Source organism: Halorientalis persicus, assembly GCF_900110215.1.
Taxonomy (GTDB): domain Archaea; phylum Halobacteriota; class Halobacteria; order Halobacteriales; family Haloarculaceae; genus Halorientalis; species Halorientalis persica.
The window spans coordinates 310762-325342 of record NZ_FOCX01000003.1 but is presented as its reverse complement, the minus strand read 5'-3'; the positions used below and the strand labels follow the sequence as shown (position 1 = coordinate 325342).

Sequence of the window (14581 nt, the reverse complement as noted above, 5' to 3'; positions counted from 1 at the left end):
TATAGACTCGCCACAGTCAGGACAGCGACCGAGAGACGATTCGTCCGTGTTCATGCCAAGGGGATGGAAGGAGCGTGTGACAGTGTTCCTTCCATCCGTACTTGTGGCGTCCTCGAACGTAAGGTTTCGGCGGTATTTCACCCGCTGAAACACACCGGGTTTCCGGTGGATGACTTGTCCGCCACGGTTAACTCACAGTCACCCGAACTGACAAAGACAATGGGTGTTCGCACAGTCCTCACTCGACTACTGCCCGGTGGTGGGTCGAAAGTCGTGGTCGAGTGTCGCAACTGCGGAACGAACGTGTCGCCGGGGACAGAGGAATGTCCGGACTGTGGGGGAACCGAGTTCAGTCGATACGAGATACCGGAGTAGGCAGGTAGGCTACTCGTCAGTCAATATCGCCAATCAGGCGTGCCTGTGCAACCGCGAGGTTCTGTTCCTCTTCGGTTTCGGCTCCGGCCATCTTGATTACGTCTTCTTCGTCCTCGGGCAGATTGATTTCGGGGGACTTGTCCTGTTCGTTGCTCATACCCGTACTATCGCCGCATGACGTGAACCTCTTTCGCTGGTTGGTACGACCATGGGCACGGTAGAAGGTGTGGCAGTGAATATTTATGAGACATATGAGAAATACTACCTATGACAGAATACGTGGGTCTTGACTGGGCAAAGAAGGGGTGGTTCGGAGTAACGCTTCGGGACAACGGCACCCCGGAGACGGATTTGTATCCATCGGTCCAGAGCGTCTGGAAGAACCATGAAAACGCAAAACGGATTCTTATGGACATACCCATTGGGCTGAAAGACGCTGGCAAGCGTACCTGTGATGTGAAGGCTGAAGGACGGCTGAAACCCCAGCGACAAAACAGCGTTTTCCCAACGCCAGTGAGGAACGCCGTCTACGCCAAGACCTTGGAAGAGGCAAAAGAAATCAACGAGCAGTACGGGTTCAGTATCACCAATCAAGCGTGGTCAATTGCGCTCCGTATTCGTGAAGTAGACGAGTTCCTCGACCAGAACCCGGAGGCGATTGGCGTTCTCCGTGAATCTCACCCGGAAGTTTGCTTTGCCGCTCTCAATAACGGCACGCCGATGGAACACGGGAAGAGTTCAGAAGATGGTCTTGCAAGCCGAAAGCGGATACTTTTCGATGAAGACGAATCACTGGAAACAGTCTATGAGAACGCTGTAGAGACGTTCATCGACCATCCCTCGTGGGCAAGGCGAATGAGCGAGAATGCGAAAGACGATATTCTGGACGCTCTCGTGTTGGCTCACACAGCCCGGATGGACGAAGCAAACTTACGTACACTTCCGGAGGAACCAGAACGCGACTCTACGAAGGAGAAACCGCTACCTATCGAGATTGTCTATCCGTCTCGGTAGGAAATAATCAAGGTGGCCTCAAGTCTCGCCACCGAAAGTCTTCGACACCATCATCTTCGAGTTCGACACGGAACAGCAGTGAATCCCGCTCGTCACCAGTAGCCCGACCAGCTTCGTCTTCGAGTACGGCAACGACCGTCCCGCGAACTCCGTGGTAACGCTCGTGGTCGGGGTCCGTCTCGTCGGGGATGTCCACGCGAACGCGGTCGCCCTCGGAGAACCGTTGCATACCGTAGAAAAGTGACGGGAGTGAGTTAGTCCTGTCTCACTTCAGTCCACTCGTACCCGCAGGACTCGCAGGTGTAGTGTTCCTTGGTGATGGTTGGTTCGTCCTTGTCGAACATCCACACATCGCTGTCGTCGCCGCAGTCCGGGCAGATTGCGTCTACGCGATGGGCAATGGGCATAGTGTCTATAGATTCGTTAGGAACTTCCGACGCTGTTCCGCTTTTTCGTCCTCTGTCCGAATGTCATAGTGTTCTGACAGCACTTTCTCTGATACATCCATCCGGTCACTGACTGCCTGTTGCGGAATATCTCTTCGCAGGTGGTGAGTGATAGCCCCACGACGAACAGGATGGCCGGAGACAGTCGAGGGACATTTACACGCGTCGTTAGTCCGCTGTGCCGCTTCACAAGTCTCCGGTTCCCGACCGTGGGGACAGTCCTGACCGACCGCACACGGACGCGTGGCGGCATAGATATTCCGCCGGATGGAGTTCTTTGCTGGTCGTCCTCTGTTCGTCGTGAACAGGGGTTTTCGCCCGTATTCGTCCGTTACGTTGTGCCGGTGTTCCTCGATGTAAGCCGCCAGTACATCCGATACCTCTTCGGAGAGCGCAATGTACCGTTCCGCGTTCTGACCGTTTTTGAGCGGCGTATCCGTTTCTGGTCGGTGTCGAATCCGGAGCCGGTCACGCTCGGCTTCAAGGTCTTCTACATCAAGTCCACGAGCGGTTCCCGTCCTGATTCCGGTATGCCAGAGTAGAGCCATGAGCGCGTGAGTTCGGCTCGCGTAGTGGTACTTCCGAAGGTACGAGAGGATTGGTCTCGCGTCGTCGGCTTCGAGGGCTTCCGTGCAGGCGTTCCGGTCGCGGTCGGGCAACACGATTCGCTCGGAGACGTTTGGTGCGACCGCGTTCATACCCTCGCAGAACCGAACGAATTGGCGGACAGTCGAAAGGTAGATACTCATGGTGGACTGCTGGTAATCTTCCCCGATTTCGAGGCGATATTCGTTGACCGTTCGGGCGGACACGTCGTTCATGTTGTCGATACCGTTCTCGTCACAGAACTCGACAAACGACCCGACGTGCTTGTCATGGAGTTCAAGTGACCGTTCCGCGAGTTCATCCTTGCGTGACTTCAGGTAGAGCGCTTTTGCACGGGACGGTTTGAGTGGTTCGAGTGGCTGTCCACGCGAGTTCGAGGCGTCGCTTCGGGCGTTCATTGTGTTTCTCCGAACCAGCCGTACAGCAGGTTCAGACCCGGCAGACCCGTCGTATTCTTCTCCGACAACGACCGGAAGTACTACTCACTGGAGCGGGCCAAGGAGGCCCTGGGCTACGAGCCACAGGACAACAGTGCCGAGTGGGACGGCGACCAACACGTCGCCGACTACGAGCGGATCGTCTAGAAGAGCCCGTCCACGTCCGATTCTCGCCGCTGTCGGCGGTCGACCCGTTCCGAGAGCCGCTGGTACACGATGCCCCGGGTAGCCCCGTCCCGGGCGAAGTCCATGACGAAGGTGACGAACGGACTGGTGGCCTCGCCGTCGGCGAGGTCGTCGCGGGCGTACTCGATGCCCCGTTCGACGACCGCCTCGTCGAACGGCCCGTCGTCGGCGTAGACCGCCGCGGCGGTCGCGCACGCCTCGAAGTCGAGGTCGTCGGGAGTGACGGGCTCACCTTCGTGGGTGAGTTCGAGTGGCGGCGCGCGCTCGATCCGCTCGGGGTCGGCGGCGAGCGCGGCGAGGGACTCGCGAACGGCGGCCACGTCGACGCCGCGGTACTCGCTGGGCAGGTCGTCGAGGTAGTCACTGGCGCTGTCGGCCAGTCCCGTCGCACCCGCCCAGTTGCGCGCCGTCGCGTGGTGGACGGCCGCGGTGAACTGGATCAGGCCGTGGAGGAACCGCTCGTCGTCGGTCCCCTCCGGGAGGGCAAGCCAGTGGTCCTCCCAGGCGTCGTGGGCCTCGTGATAGTCGCCGGCGTTGTAGATCGCGATTCCCGCACGGAGCGCCGTCTCCATACCGCTCCGTCGGTTTCGTCGCGGGAAAGGGTTTGGCCCGAAGCACACATATAAATCTTTCTGGGGCCATGTTCGCCTTTTTATTACCGGCCGGCGCGAGCGATAAAAATACATTCACATCGGATGCGGAACAAATATGCCGGTGTTCTCCAGGCGGCCGTCGTCGGCCGACACAACCTGTGAGTACGGAAGAATATCGGTGGTCACCCAACTCTCGCGACCGCGGAGCGGCCGTCTGTTATAAAGCCGGCCGTCTTCGGCGTCGTCTTTATACGACGAGACGTTTATAAGCAGGAAAGAACGTCATAAAAACCGCCGTATATTCGCGTGGAAATAATTAATCGAAGCTAGTGGCTGGGAGCGGGTGATGTCTGAACACTCAGACATGGAGAGGGGGAGCAGATCACAGATCAACAGGCGGTCGGTGCTGCAGGGGATCGCCGCGGGTGGCACGGCAGCGGTCGGTGTCGGTGCCATGAGCGGGACCGCGTCGGCGGCCGAAGAGCAGTGTGTCGCCGGTCTCAACCTCGTCGAACCGGCCGAGGACTACCCGGTCGTCGAGCGTGATCCTGGGGTGTTGGGGATCGGTGCTGGCGGCCTGTCCGAATCGGGGGCCATCCCGCAGGGGGAAGAGGAAGTCGTCGTCTACATCCACGGTTGGCTGGAGTTGTTCACCGGCGGTGCCAAGGCACAGGGTGCGACGGTCCAGCAGGCACTCCGTAACGCGGGGTCCGACGTCGCGACCCTGGCGTACAACTACCCGAGCAGTAGCCCCAACTGGTGGGGCCAGAAGGGCGGTGCCGAGAAGTCCGGTCGCGAGTTCGCCTCGTGGCTCCAGGACTACCGGGCGGAGAATCCGGAGACGGACGTTCGCCTGATCGTCCACTCGCTGGGTGCCCGTGCCGGCGCGGGCCTGCTGGACGAGCTCGTCAACGTGATGGGCGAAGCTCCTGTGCGGTCGCTCGACATCCTCGGGGGTGCAATCTCCCGGAAAGCCGTCACCGTCGACGGCGAGTTCGGCGACGCGCTCGCCAACGGGGCCGAGGAGGTCAACAACTACTGGAGCAGTGCGGACAACATCCTCGACGAGATCTTCCAGATCGGCGAGTTCGGCACCGAAGCCGTCGGTGCGAAAGGAGCCCCGGAAGACGCCGAGACGCCCGAGAACTACAACGACATCGACGTCACCGGGATCGTCGACGGCCACTGCCTCTATTACGACCCCGAAGAAGGGTGTATGGAGACGGTGGTCGAGAACTTCCCGGCGGGATTCCAGGGCGGCGGTGACTCCGGCGGGTTCTTCGACGACTGGTTCTGACGCGGCATCCACGACCCCATTTTTGCGGCGATAGGGCTATACGTCGAGTCGTCCACGGTTGGATAGACCCACTGCCCGGCGACCGGGCGGGGAGAGCACGAGCATGGCATGGCTACCGCTCGACGCGCTGTCGATGGGACAGGCGGCACCGCGGGCGTTCCCGATGATCCGCAACGGCGAGCTTCGGGGCTCGTTCCCGCCAGATCCAACGGAACTCGTGGTCTACGTCCACGGCTGGCTCGAACGGATCGCCGGCGACGCGGCCGATCAGGCCAACGCCGTCGCCGGTGCCGTCGAGGCCCTGGACTACGACGCCACCGTCGTCGGGTTCAGCTATCCCGCGAACCTCCCGCTGTGGCACTCCAGCAAGGCCATCGCCACCCGGAAGGGCCGGGAACTCGCCGCCTGGGTGCAGGCCTTCGCCGCGGAGTGTCCCGGCGCACCCGTCCGGATCGTCGCCCACTCGCTGGGGGCGCGGCCCGCGCTCTCCTGTCTCGACGAACTCCGGGACCACGACGCCCGTGTCCGGTCGTGCTCGTTACTGGGTGCCGCCGTCGACTGTGACAGCGTCACCGACGGCAGCCGATGGGGCGAGGCGGTCCGTGACGGGGCCGAGACCGTCCGCAACTACCACATGGCAGACGACACGACGCTGGCCGTCCTCTACCGATCGGCCGAGTTCGGCGACGAGGCCCTCGGCGTCGACGGCGCGTGCGGCCCGACCCCCGACAGCTACACCGACCACGACGTGAGCGAGCAGGTCACGAACCACTACACCTTCCTCCAGCGGGAGGGTGGTTGCCTCGGCCGTGTTATCGGGGATTTCACCTGAGCCGGGGTCGACAGGTCGGACCGTGTCCGCCGGAAAACAGCGTCAGTCGGACCGCTCGGTGACGCGGGGAAGCAGGTCGCGGACGGCGTCGAGGACCGACAACACCGGGTCCGCGACGTCGAGGTCACCGTAGAAGTCGGGCGGGAGCGGGGGCGTATCGGCATCGGCGCGACGTGCCAGCCTCGCTCGTCGTCGAGCGGCGTGACGGCGACAGCGCCGGTCGAGTGAGGCGAGACGGGCCTCGTCGTCGGTCGCCGGGTCGGTGCTCGACTCGACCGCGAGCAGGTCGCGAGCGACGGCTTCGGTCCGGTCCAGCGTCGCCAGTTCAGCGTCGACGGCACCGATCCGGTCGACGCGGCGCTCGTGGGCCGCGGTCGCGTCGTCGAGGACCGCCGCCCGCAACGCCGGCGTGAGCCGGGCCGCCCAGCGCAGTTCGGCCCGGGTCGACTGAGAGAGCAGGTCGTCGAAAGGGGGGATCGACGCATCGTCTTCGTCGATATGGGGGACCGTCAGGACGGTCTCGTCGTAGGTCGCACGGAGTGCTTGCGGGCCGCGTTCGGTTCGCGTCGTCACCGCCAGCACGGCGTCGGGCACGTCGACGGCTTCGGCGGTCGGCAGCGTCTCGACGCGGCGACAGAACCGATCGAAGGCGTCGCGCTCGTCGACGAGCCGACGGCGACGGACCCGGAGCCGGGTCCGCGCCGCGTCGAGGGGTTCGAGCGGGTGGGTGGTCCCCGGCATCTCACTGGCCCGAGGACGCCCGTTCACCGGTGGCGGCGGCCGTGTTGGGTCGGTCGTCGACGAGCGGATAGCGGTGCAACGCGCCCTGATCGGCACGATTGGCGACCCACTGCCCGTGAGCGTCGCCGTCGCTGGCGTAGGCGTAGGCTTCCTCGAACCCGGTGCGGTCGGCCAGCGGGATCAGATCCACCGTCGTGCCACTGGCGTCGATCCGGACGTGGAGGAACGCCTGCGGGAGCGAACAGGTCGCGGGCGCGGTCACCTCGCGGACGCCCGAGAGCGCGCCGGTCCCGGGCCAGTGGCGAGCGCCCGAGACGACGAGTTCCACGCCACCCGCGTCGAGGACACGAGCGAGTTCCCGGGCGTTCTCGATGCGGTCGGTCGAAGGTGGGCCGTCGCCGTCAGCGGGGGTCAGGGAGTGGTGACAGAGGAGGACCGGCCGTTCGAGTCCAGGGAGGATAGATTCGAGCCAGTCCAGTTGCGTCGGGGAGACGGCGGGCGGGCCGTCGCCGGCCGTCGCGGTGTCGACGCCGACGAGGTCGATCCCGGCGACGCGCTCGACGAACGGGTAGCGACCGCCGGCGAAGCGATCGGCGAAGGTTCCGACCGGCGGCGTTCGGTGGCCGTCGGCGGGCTGTGGCAGGTCGTGGTCGCCCGGGACTGCCAGCACCGGTGCGTTCGCGTCCTCGAGCAACGCCGCGGCTCGGTCGAACTCCTGCGGTACCCCGTCTTTGGTCAGATCGCCCGCGATAGCGACCGCGTCGACATCCAGCCGGTTGGCCTCCGTGAGAGCCATCCTGAACCGCTCGACGGTCCGGTGGAAGACTTTCCACGTCCCCGTCGCCCACGGCGTGACGTGTGGGTCCGCCACCACCGCGAGACGCGTCGGCCTCACAGCCGTCGGCGCGTCGAGTCGTGCCAGGGTCGGCCCCGGAGCGCTCCGGTAGAGCATCACCGTATCCTGAATTCCAGCGGCAGATAAACATATTGTAATTTTTATACCTTCGGCTACGTTTGGCACTGAGCGGTCGGGAGCGGTATATAGACCGCAGCACAGCGTCCTGACGGAGTCCCCGCGAGCGCAGCGAGCGGGGGCCCGTCAGGACGTGAACGATGCAGCGAGTGCTGAACGAAGTGAAGCACTCGTAAAGAGTGAACGTCCTGACGGAGATTTGAACTCCGGTCCCTGGCTCCGCAAGCCAAGAGGATAGTCCACTACCCTATCAGGACTCACTCTTCGGTAGCGGGGTGCCAGATAAAGGGGTTACGGTTCGGCCGCCGTCCGGATGGTTGCGGGTCGGGTTCGTTCAGTTGCCGGAAGAAGGTGCATTTCTTGTGGAAATCCGCATTCTTATGCGAACGGGAGTTGGGATTGTGGTATGGCCAAACAGGTCGCGGGACAGGAGGCGACGTCGGTCGCGAACCAGCTGACCGACGCCTCGAATATCCTGGTGTTAGCGCCGTCGTTCCCGGACGGTGCGGCCGGCGTCTGTGTCGACCTGCTGGGCAGTGACGACCCGTCGGAAGCGTCGGTACTCGGGGTGACCTACACACAGTCGCCGGGCAAGTGGGGCGCCGACTACGAGCGTGAGACCGGTGGACCGCCAGCCGACGGGACGGTCATCAGCGTCGGCGATTGGGGTGCCGATGTCGGGACCGGGACGAGTGAGTGGACGCTGGAAGCCGTCGAACACGCCGGTGATCTGACCGCGCTGGGTGTCACACTCAGCGAGCATCTCGCGCCGGACGCGTCGGGCCGCCAGCGCCTCTGTTTCGACTCGCTGACTGCCCTCCTGCAGTTCGTCGAGTTGCAACGCGCGTTCCAGTTCCTCCACGTCGTCACTGGGCGAGTGAGTGCCGCCGGTGCCGTCGGGCACTACCACCTCGACCCCCAGGCCCACGACGAGCAGACGCTGGCGACGATCCGCGGGCTGTTCGACGCCGTCGTCGAGGTCGACGAGCGCGGCGAGTGGACGATCACCAGCCGGTGACTCAAACGGGCCTTTGTGTCACCGCAACTGGCTTTTTAATAGGAGGTGACGGGCCGAGTATGCACCGACGCAGATTTCTCGCAGCGAGCGCAGCCGCAACCGCACTCGGCCTGGCCGGCTGTACGCAAGAGCCCGGCGAACGCGATGGGAACGACGACACGCAGACGAGTCCCGGCGACGGCGGTCCCGGGGGCCAGCCCGAGGGGGCGGCCGGCACGACCGAGACCGACACGCCGGAAAGAGGGGGTGACGGCACCAACGGTGCGAGCGACCAGGCCTGGGAAAGCGGCGGCCGGATCGACGGGATCCCGTACTCCTTCAGTTCCCAGAGTCCGGAGACCGGCGAGGAGCGCGACGTGGCCGACATCCGCTTCGACACCGACGCGGGGGAGGTACTCGTCGACGGGACGATAAGCGGGAACGACGGGTGCGAGCGGGGCACCCTCGGGTCGCTCGACTACGACGAGGCGGCGGGGACGCTCACCGTCGGCGTCGAGACCACGAACATCGAGGACTGCGAGGCCGGGTCGATGGCGCTCGTCGGCGTCGACTACGAGGGGACCTTCGAGTTCGACGGCGACCTCCCCTCGGACGTGACGGTCACCCACGACGGTCAGGGCGTCGCGAGCGCGGCCTACGGGAGTGCGAGTGCGACGGCGGTCCCGCCGACCACCACAGCAGAGTAAGCGCGCGAGGGCCGGCGTAGGTTTAACATCGGGAACGAAGCAGGTCCCGGTATGGACGACGACGCGACGAGAGGGCCACGGCGGAAATCACCCGACAGCGCGGGGGCGAGCGAGCGACGGCAACGCTTAAACGGAGTCCAGCCCTGCACTGGGACAGACAGATGGGCGCGATAGCAGATATCTACGCGGATCTGGAGACCGACGAGGTCTCCGAGGAGGAGTTCCGGGAGGCCGTCGAGCAGAAAATCGAGCAGATGGGTGGCCTCGCGGACGAGGAGACTGCGGCCATGCTCATCGCCCACGAACTCAAAGACGGGGAGGTCAACGGGATCGCGGACATCGAACCCGGGATGGACGAGGTGAAGTTCATCGCGAAGGTGATGGCTGTCGGCGACCTCCGAACCTTCGAGCGCGACGGCGAGGACGAGGACGGCCGCGTCATCAACGTCGAGGTCGCGGACGAGACCGGTTCGGTCACCCTCTCCTTCTGGGACGAGCAGGCCGTCTCCATCGACGAGGGCCAACTCGATATCGGTGACGTGCTCCGGATCAAGGGCCGCCCCAAGGACGGCTACAACGGCCTCGAAGTGAGCGTCGACAAGGCCGAACCCGACGACGAGGAGGAGATCGACGTGCAACCGGGCGGGACGACGAGCATCGAGGCGCTGACGCTGGGCCAGTCGGACGTGAACGTCCGCGGGCTCGTGCTCGACACCGAATCGGTCCGGACCTTCGACCGCGACGACGGCTCGGAGGGCCGGGTCGCGAACCTGTCGATCGGCGACGAGACCGGCCGGATTCGCGTGACGCTGTGGGACGAACGGGCCGACCGCGCCGAGGAGCTGTCCGCGGGGACGGCCGTCGAAGTCGTGGACGGCTACGTCCGCGAGCGCGACGGCGACCTCGAACTCCACGTCGGCGAGCGTGGCGCGGTCGAGACAGTCGAGGAGACCGTCGAGTTCACGCCCGAGACCGCGCCCATCGACGGCATCGAGATCGGCCAGACGGTCGACATCGGCGGCGTGATCCGGTCGGCCGACCCCAAGCGCACCTTCGACCGCGACGACGGGTCGGAGGGACAGGTTCGCAACGTCCGCGTGCAAGACGAGACCGGCGACATTCGCGTGGCGCTGTGGGGCGACAAGGCGGACAAGGAGATCCAGCCGGGCGACGAGATCTTCCTCGCGGACGTGGAGATCGACGACGGCTGGCAGGACGATCTGGAGGCCTCCGCGAACTGGCGGTCGACGGTCGTCGTCCTCGAAGACGGGGCGACGACTCAGCCGACCGGCACTGGTGGCGCTAGCGCGGCCGAACAGGACGCCGCCGAGACGGGGCTGGACGACTTCGCCGACGGCGAGCCGGCAGAGAGCGACGGTGGGACGGCGACGGCCGCAGTCGAGACGGCGGCTGGCGATGGCAGCGACGACGCGAGCGAGGACGGTGAGGTCGTCGAGTTCACGGGGACGGTCGTCCAGACGGGCGAGCCGGTCGTGCTGGACGACGGAGAGGAGACGATGAGCGTCGAAACGGGTGCGACGCTCCAGCTCGGACAGGAAGTGACGGCTCGTGGCCGCCTGTCTGACGGGCGGCTGGACGCAGAGGACGTATTCTAGGGGCTGAGCGGGCGCGAACTGACTCACGGAAAGCCTTAAGACCGCGACAGTCCCGGTATGCCGTATGAGCGTCGAGCTGCCGTTCGCGCCGGTCGACACGGTCATTCGACGGAACGCAGGGACGCTTCGGGTCAGCGCCGAGGCGGCCGAGGAACTGGCGCGGCGGATCCAGCAGCGGGGCGCACGCCTCGCCGTCGACGCCGCCGAGCGGGCGACTGCCGACGGACGAAAGACACTGATGGCGTCGGATTTCGGCGTCTCGTCGGTGCCGGACAAGGACACGCTCGAACTCCCGATCGCACCGGTCGACCGGATCGCACGGCTCGACATCGACGACTCCTATCGGGTGTCGATGGACGCCCGGATCGCGCTGGCCGATCGACTGGAGTCGTTCGCCGACGACGTGGCCGCCGCCGCGACCGCACTGGCCCGCCACGCCGAACGCCGCACCGTCAAGGCCGAGGACGTGGAAGCGTACTTCGAACTCGCCCAGTACTTCGGATGAACTTCGGCTACCACGAGGATTGTCTCGACCATCAGACCGGGTACCGCCACCCGGAGAGTCCCGACCGTCTCCGGGCGATCCGTCGGTCGCTCTCGCGCCAGCACGGCGTCGAGTACGTCGCCGCCGACCCCGCGCCGGAGTCGGCCGTCACCGCCGTCCACGACGCCGGCTACGTCAGCGCCATCAAGGAGTTCTGCGATGATGGCGGCGGCGACTGGGACGACGACACGGTCGCCGTCGAGGCGACCTGGGACGCCGCGCTGGCCGCGGCCGGACAGGCCATGTGGGCCGCCGAGCGCGCGCTGGCCGGCGACGACGGGCGTGACACGCCATTCGCGCTGGGCCGCCCGCCGGGCCACCACGCCGTCGCGGACGACGCCATGGGCTTTTGTTTCGTCAACAACGCCGCCGTCGCCGCGCGATCGGTCATCGACGAGGGCGACGCCGACCGGGTGGCCATCCTCGACTGGGACGTCCACCACGGTAACGGCATCCACGACATCTTCTACGACGTCGGGGACGTGTACTACGCCTCGATCCACGAGGACGGTCTCTACCCCGGCAGCGGCGACGTGGACGAGACCGGCGAGGGCGAGGGGGAGGGGACGACGTTGAACGTCCCGCTGTTGCCGGGCTGTGGCGACGCCGACTACTGCGCCGCCATCGACGACTTCGTCGGCCCGGAGTTCGTCGCGTTCGACCCGGACGTGATCCTCGTCAGCGCCGGCTTCGACGCCCACCGCCACGACCCCATCTCCCGGATGCGCGTCTCGACGGAGGGATACGGCGCGCTCACGACGCGGATGCGAGACATCGCCGAGGAGGCCGACGCCGGCCTCGGGTTCGTGCTCGAGGGTGGGTACGGCCTCGACACGCTCGCGGAGAGCGTCACGATGGTCCACGAGGTGTTCGACGGGCGCGAGCCGGTCGAACCCGACGAGGAGGTCAAAGACCGCGCGACGAAGGTGTTCGCCGACCTGCGTGATCAGGGCTTCGGCGAGAAGTAGCGGGCGAGTTCCAGACCGAAGTCGTCGGCCAGCGCCGCGACATCGTCACCGACCAGCACGTCGTAGCTGTCTTCGAGCGTGCTCTCGACGTGGGCCCCGAGCGCGACCTCGAAGAGCGCATCGCTCTCCAGAAAGTCACGAGCGGTCGTGAACTCGCGCGCTCGCTCGACGACGTAACGGTCGTCGGCGACGAACGGGCCGTAGGGCGGGCTCGTGGGGTCCGGGGAGTCGTCTTCAGTTCCGGCGTCGGCGTATTTCTCGTAGAACCCGCGAGCGTGGTTGCGGACGTGGACCGGCGGGCCGTCGTGGCGCTCGACGGCGGGGCGGTCGGCGACGGCGAGTTCGAGAAAGAGGACGGCGCGGTCGGCGGCGAAGGCGGCGCTCCGGAACACGTCGAACCCGCGGCGGTCGAGTTCGGCGACGACGCCGCGCCGTGATTTCCGGAGCTGGGGCCACAGCTGGTCGTCAACGAGATCCGGCGCGTCGAAGGTAACTGCGACCGGCGTCGTCCCGCGGGCGGCGACGGCCGCGCGGACGGCCGCGGCGTCGAGCGGGTCTGGGTCGTCGGGTTCGAAGGGATCCTCGCGGGGGTCGTCGAGCAACTCGCGGGCGTAGTGCTGGAGGCGGGCGACGTTCGCGGGCGAGAGTGCGGCGGCGACGTTGCGCTCGGGGTCGGTAGGGTCGATGACCACCAGCGGGTCGTCGAAAGCGAGGTCGGCAGTGCCGACCTCGTCGTTCCGAGACGGCGAAGCCGTCTCGCGCTCGGCGGCGTGGTCCTCGGGGTCGAGTTCGACCGGGGGCTGCCAGTCCGCGACCGCCTCGAGGAACGGGCGGAAGCCGCCGTATTCCAGGACGAGCAACTCGGTCAGAAAGCCCGAGAACCCGCGAGTCTTCAGATCCGCACCGTAGACGCCGATGCCTTTCAGGAAGGCCTTGGCGACGCGCACGTCGGCGGCGGTGTCGTCGTCCAGTCGCGCTTCGAGGTAGGTGGTGTGGAAGGGCGTGCGGTCGACGGCCGACTGGATGGCGGTGGCGTCGGCCACGTCGTAGCAAGGCACCAGGTCGACGGAGAAACCCTCGAACTCGCCGACGGTGTAGGGGTGTTCGGCGTACTCCTCACGGCCGTCGGGGAGGACCTCGCGGCCGATCTGGAGGCCGTACGCTTCGAGGTCCTCGCGGTCGAGGTCGGCGGGGAACTGGACGAACAGGTCAACGTCACGGTCGCCGGCCAGCCAGGTGTCCCGGGCGGTGGAACCGACGAGTGCCACGTCTGTCTCGACGGGCAACTCGGCGGCGGCGGCCTCGGTACGCGCGGTGAGGCGCTCGGTGACCGCCCGGAGGCGCTCGCGTTCCTCGTCGTCGGGCGTGACGCGGTCGCGCACGGCCGCGACGACGGCGTCGAACTCCTCGGTCATGGAGAGCCGTATCCGACGACCCCGTGAAAGCGTGTCGATGCCGCCCGAAAGCGAAAGCCCTATCAAATAACTCCGGCTACTCAGGAATGCCTGCGAACGTGCCGCCGTAGCTCAGCTGGTAGAGCACCTCGCTGTTACGGTGAAGAGGTCACGCCTGTTCACCGCAGAGACGAGGTTGTCCCAGGTTCGAACCCTGGCGGTGGCGCTTTTCTCCCGACACTAGCCTCCCGAGTCGCGGCTCCGCGTTGTGACGGGCCGATATCGGGCAATATCCCGACAGGCTAAAGACGAGTCACGCAGAACGCTCGCACACGGGCCCTTAGCTTAGTCTGGTTAGAGCACCCGGCTCATACCAATCACTGACAGCGGTCAGTGATTGTGGGTAACCGGGCGGTCGGTGGTTCGAATCCGCCAGGGCCCATCGATTTTGCTGCGAGCAATCCGCGAGCAGCAAATCGTGTCGCTGGCGGATTGGAGCCCAGAGGACGAGCGACAGCGAGTCCTCGCGGTTCGAATCCGCCAGGGCCCACTCGCTGGCGCGAACAGTTCGTGAGCGCCAGTTACGTGCCACCCGCGGATTCGAAGCAGGGAGCGGCGTCGCCGCGACCGGGGTTCGAATCCGCCAGAGTTCATGACAGTCTTTCTAAGTTTTTTGAGTCAGGGCTAGCAAGGGTACCAGTGCGTTTCTCATACGTGAGTTGATTGACACGGGCTCGTCAGCGTACCTCCAGCGTGCGGGGTGGGCCACCGTCTTCGTGCCTGCGCTGATCAACGACGCTTGGTAGGCAGGTAATCAATCACCGATTGATTCGAGTCGGCCGTCCGTCGGTACAG

At 65.5% G+C, this 14581-nt stretch carries 17 protein-coding genes, 3 tRNA genes and 1 pseudogene; 12 read left to right on the top strand and 9 right to left on the bottom strand.

Annotated elements, in window-relative coordinates; all coding sequences use genetic code 11:
- A partial coding sequence (locus BMX17_RS26640) for a hypothetical protein (protein ID WP_211611296.1) occupies window positions 1-375 on the top strand: 375 nt, incomplete at its 5' end.
- Between the two features lie 16 nt (window positions 376-391).
- Here the strand turns inward: BMX17_RS26640 and BMX17_RS25930 are convergent.
- Window positions 392-532, bottom strand: a complete 141-nt coding sequence (locus tag BMX17_RS25930) for a hypothetical protein (RefSeq protein ID WP_170845333.1) — start codon at window positions 530-532, stop codon at window positions 392-394.
- Window positions 533-642: 110 nt separating this feature from the next.
- Here BMX17_RS25930 and BMX17_RS05460 point away from each other — a divergent pair, with 110 nt between their 5' ends.
- Window positions 643-1389 carry a DUF429 domain-containing protein gene (locus BMX17_RS05460; protein ID WP_092658449.1) on the top strand — a complete coding sequence of 249 codons (747 nt, stop codon included), beginning with the start codon at window positions 643-645 and terminating at the stop codon, window positions 1387-1389.
- A 7-nt stretch (window positions 1390-1396) separates the two neighbouring features.
- On the opposite strand, the gene BMX17_RS05455 is transcribed toward BMX17_RS05460, so the two are convergent.
- The 3 genes from BMX17_RS05455 to BMX17_RS05450 are packed head-to-tail and all read right to left on the bottom strand — an operon-like array spanning window position 1397 to window position 2839.
- The gene (locus BMX17_RS05455) at window positions 1397-1618 is read right to left on the bottom strand and encodes a DUF8139 family protein (protein ID WP_092658447.1); all 222 of its coding nucleotides are present in this window, start codon (window positions 1616-1618) and stop codon (window positions 1397-1399) included.
- A gap of 25 nt (window positions 1619-1643) precedes the next feature.
- Window positions 1644-1796, bottom strand: coding sequence for a hypothetical protein (locus tag BMX17_RS25925; protein ID WP_170845332.1), 153 nt, complete (start codon window positions 1794-1796; stop codon window positions 1644-1646).
- Between the two features lie 5 nt (window positions 1797-1801).
- On the bottom strand, window positions 1802-2839 hold the full coding sequence (locus BMX17_RS05450; RefSeq protein ID WP_092658445.1) for a tyrosine-type recombinase/integrase: 1038 nt from the start codon (window positions 2837-2839) through the stop codon (window positions 1802-1804).
- 60 nt (window positions 2840-2899) lie between these two features.
- Here BMX17_RS05450 and BMX17_RS27250 point away from each other — a divergent pair.
- Window positions 2900-3025: pseudogene (locus BMX17_RS27250) on the top strand (NAD(P)-dependent oxidoreductase); the annotation flags it as partial.
- Here the strand turns inward: BMX17_RS27250 and BMX17_RS05445 are convergent.
- On the bottom strand, window positions 3022-3636 hold the full coding sequence (locus BMX17_RS05445; protein WP_092658443.1) for a DUF309 domain-containing protein: 615 nt from the start codon (window positions 3634-3636) through the stop codon (window positions 3022-3024). The pseudogene BMX17_RS27250 and the gene BMX17_RS05445 sit on opposite strands and share 4 nt — an antisense overlap.
- Before the next feature lie 367 nt (window positions 3637-4003).
- Here BMX17_RS05445 and BMX17_RS05440 point away from each other — a divergent pair, with 367 nt between their 5' ends.
- Together BMX17_RS05440 and BMX17_RS05435 are read left to right on the top strand one after the other, a co-directional pair.
- A complete protein-coding gene (locus BMX17_RS05440) occupies window positions 4004-4954 on the top strand; it encodes an alpha/beta hydrolase (RefSeq protein ID WP_139203433.1) in 951 nt (316 codons plus the stop codon).
- Window positions 4955-5057: 103 nt separating this feature from the next.
- Complete coding sequence (locus tag BMX17_RS05435; protein ID WP_139203432.1) at window positions 5058-5786, top strand: DUF726 domain-containing protein; 729 nt, start codon at window positions 5058-5060, stop codon at window positions 5784-5786.
- Window positions 5787-5828: 42 nt separating this feature from the next.
- Here BMX17_RS05435 and BMX17_RS05430 read toward each other — a convergent pair whose 3' ends face one another.
- The 3 genes from BMX17_RS05430 to BMX17_RS05420 form a co-directional block, all read right to left on the bottom strand.
- Window positions 5829-6527, bottom strand: a complete 699-nt coding sequence (locus tag BMX17_RS05430) for a DUF7260 family protein (RefSeq protein ID WP_092658437.1) — start codon at window positions 6525-6527, stop codon at window positions 5829-5831.
- 1 nt (window position 6528) lies between these two features.
- Window positions 6529-7479, bottom strand: coding sequence for a metallophosphoesterase family protein (locus BMX17_RS05425; RefSeq protein WP_092658435.1), 951 nt, complete (start codon window positions 7477-7479; stop codon window positions 6529-6531).
- 205 nt (window positions 7480-7684) lie between these two features.
- Window positions 7685-7757: transfer RNA gene (locus tag BMX17_RS05420), tRNA-Arg, on the bottom strand.
- Between the two features lie 149 nt (window positions 7758-7906).
- On the opposite strand from BMX17_RS05420, the gene BMX17_RS05415 reads away from it, so the two are divergent.
- From BMX17_RS05415 to BMX17_RS05395, 5 genes are all read left to right on the top strand, one after another.
- Window positions 7907-8518, top strand: coding sequence for a DUF7504 family protein (locus BMX17_RS05415; RefSeq protein ID WP_092658433.1), 612 nt, complete (start codon window positions 7907-7909; stop codon window positions 8516-8518).
- Window positions 8519-8577: 59 nt separating this feature from the next.
- Complete coding sequence (locus tag BMX17_RS05410) at window positions 8578-9204, top strand: hypothetical protein (RefSeq protein ID WP_092658431.1); 627 nt, start codon at window positions 8578-8580, stop codon at window positions 9202-9204.
- A gap of 161 nt (window positions 9205-9365) precedes the next feature.
- Complete coding sequence (locus BMX17_RS05405) at window positions 9366-10820, top strand: single-stranded DNA binding protein (RefSeq protein ID WP_092658429.1); 1455 nt, start codon at window positions 9366-9368, stop codon at window positions 10818-10820.
- A 64-nt stretch (window positions 10821-10884) separates the two neighbouring features.
- Entirely contained in the window at window positions 10885-11325 is a 441-nt protein-coding gene (locus BMX17_RS27245; RefSeq protein WP_092658427.1) for a histone family protein, read from the top strand.
- Entirely contained in the window at window positions 11322-12332 is a 1011-nt protein-coding gene (locus tag BMX17_RS05395; protein WP_092658425.1) for a histone deacetylase family protein, read from the top strand. The genes BMX17_RS27245 and BMX17_RS05395 overlap by 4 nt, the downstream gene beginning before the upstream one ends.
- On the opposite strand, the gene cca is transcribed toward BMX17_RS05395, so the two are convergent.
- Window positions 12311-13747 carry a CCA tRNA nucleotidyltransferase gene (gene cca / locus BMX17_RS05390; RefSeq protein WP_092658423.1) on the bottom strand — a complete coding sequence of 479 codons (1437 nt, stop codon included), beginning with the start codon at window positions 13745-13747 and terminating at the stop codon, window positions 12311-12313. The genes BMX17_RS05395 and cca overlap by 22 nt on opposite strands.
- Window positions 13748-13847: 100 nt before the next feature.
- On the opposite strand from cca, the gene BMX17_RS05385 reads away from it, so the two are divergent.
- Window positions 13848-13952 (top strand) — tRNA-Asn (locus BMX17_RS05385).
- A gap of 108 nt (window positions 13953-14060) precedes the next feature.
- A tRNA-Ile gene (locus BMX17_RS05380) sits at window positions 14061-14168 on the top strand.
- The last annotated feature ends 413 nt before the right edge of the window (window positions 14169-14581 follow it).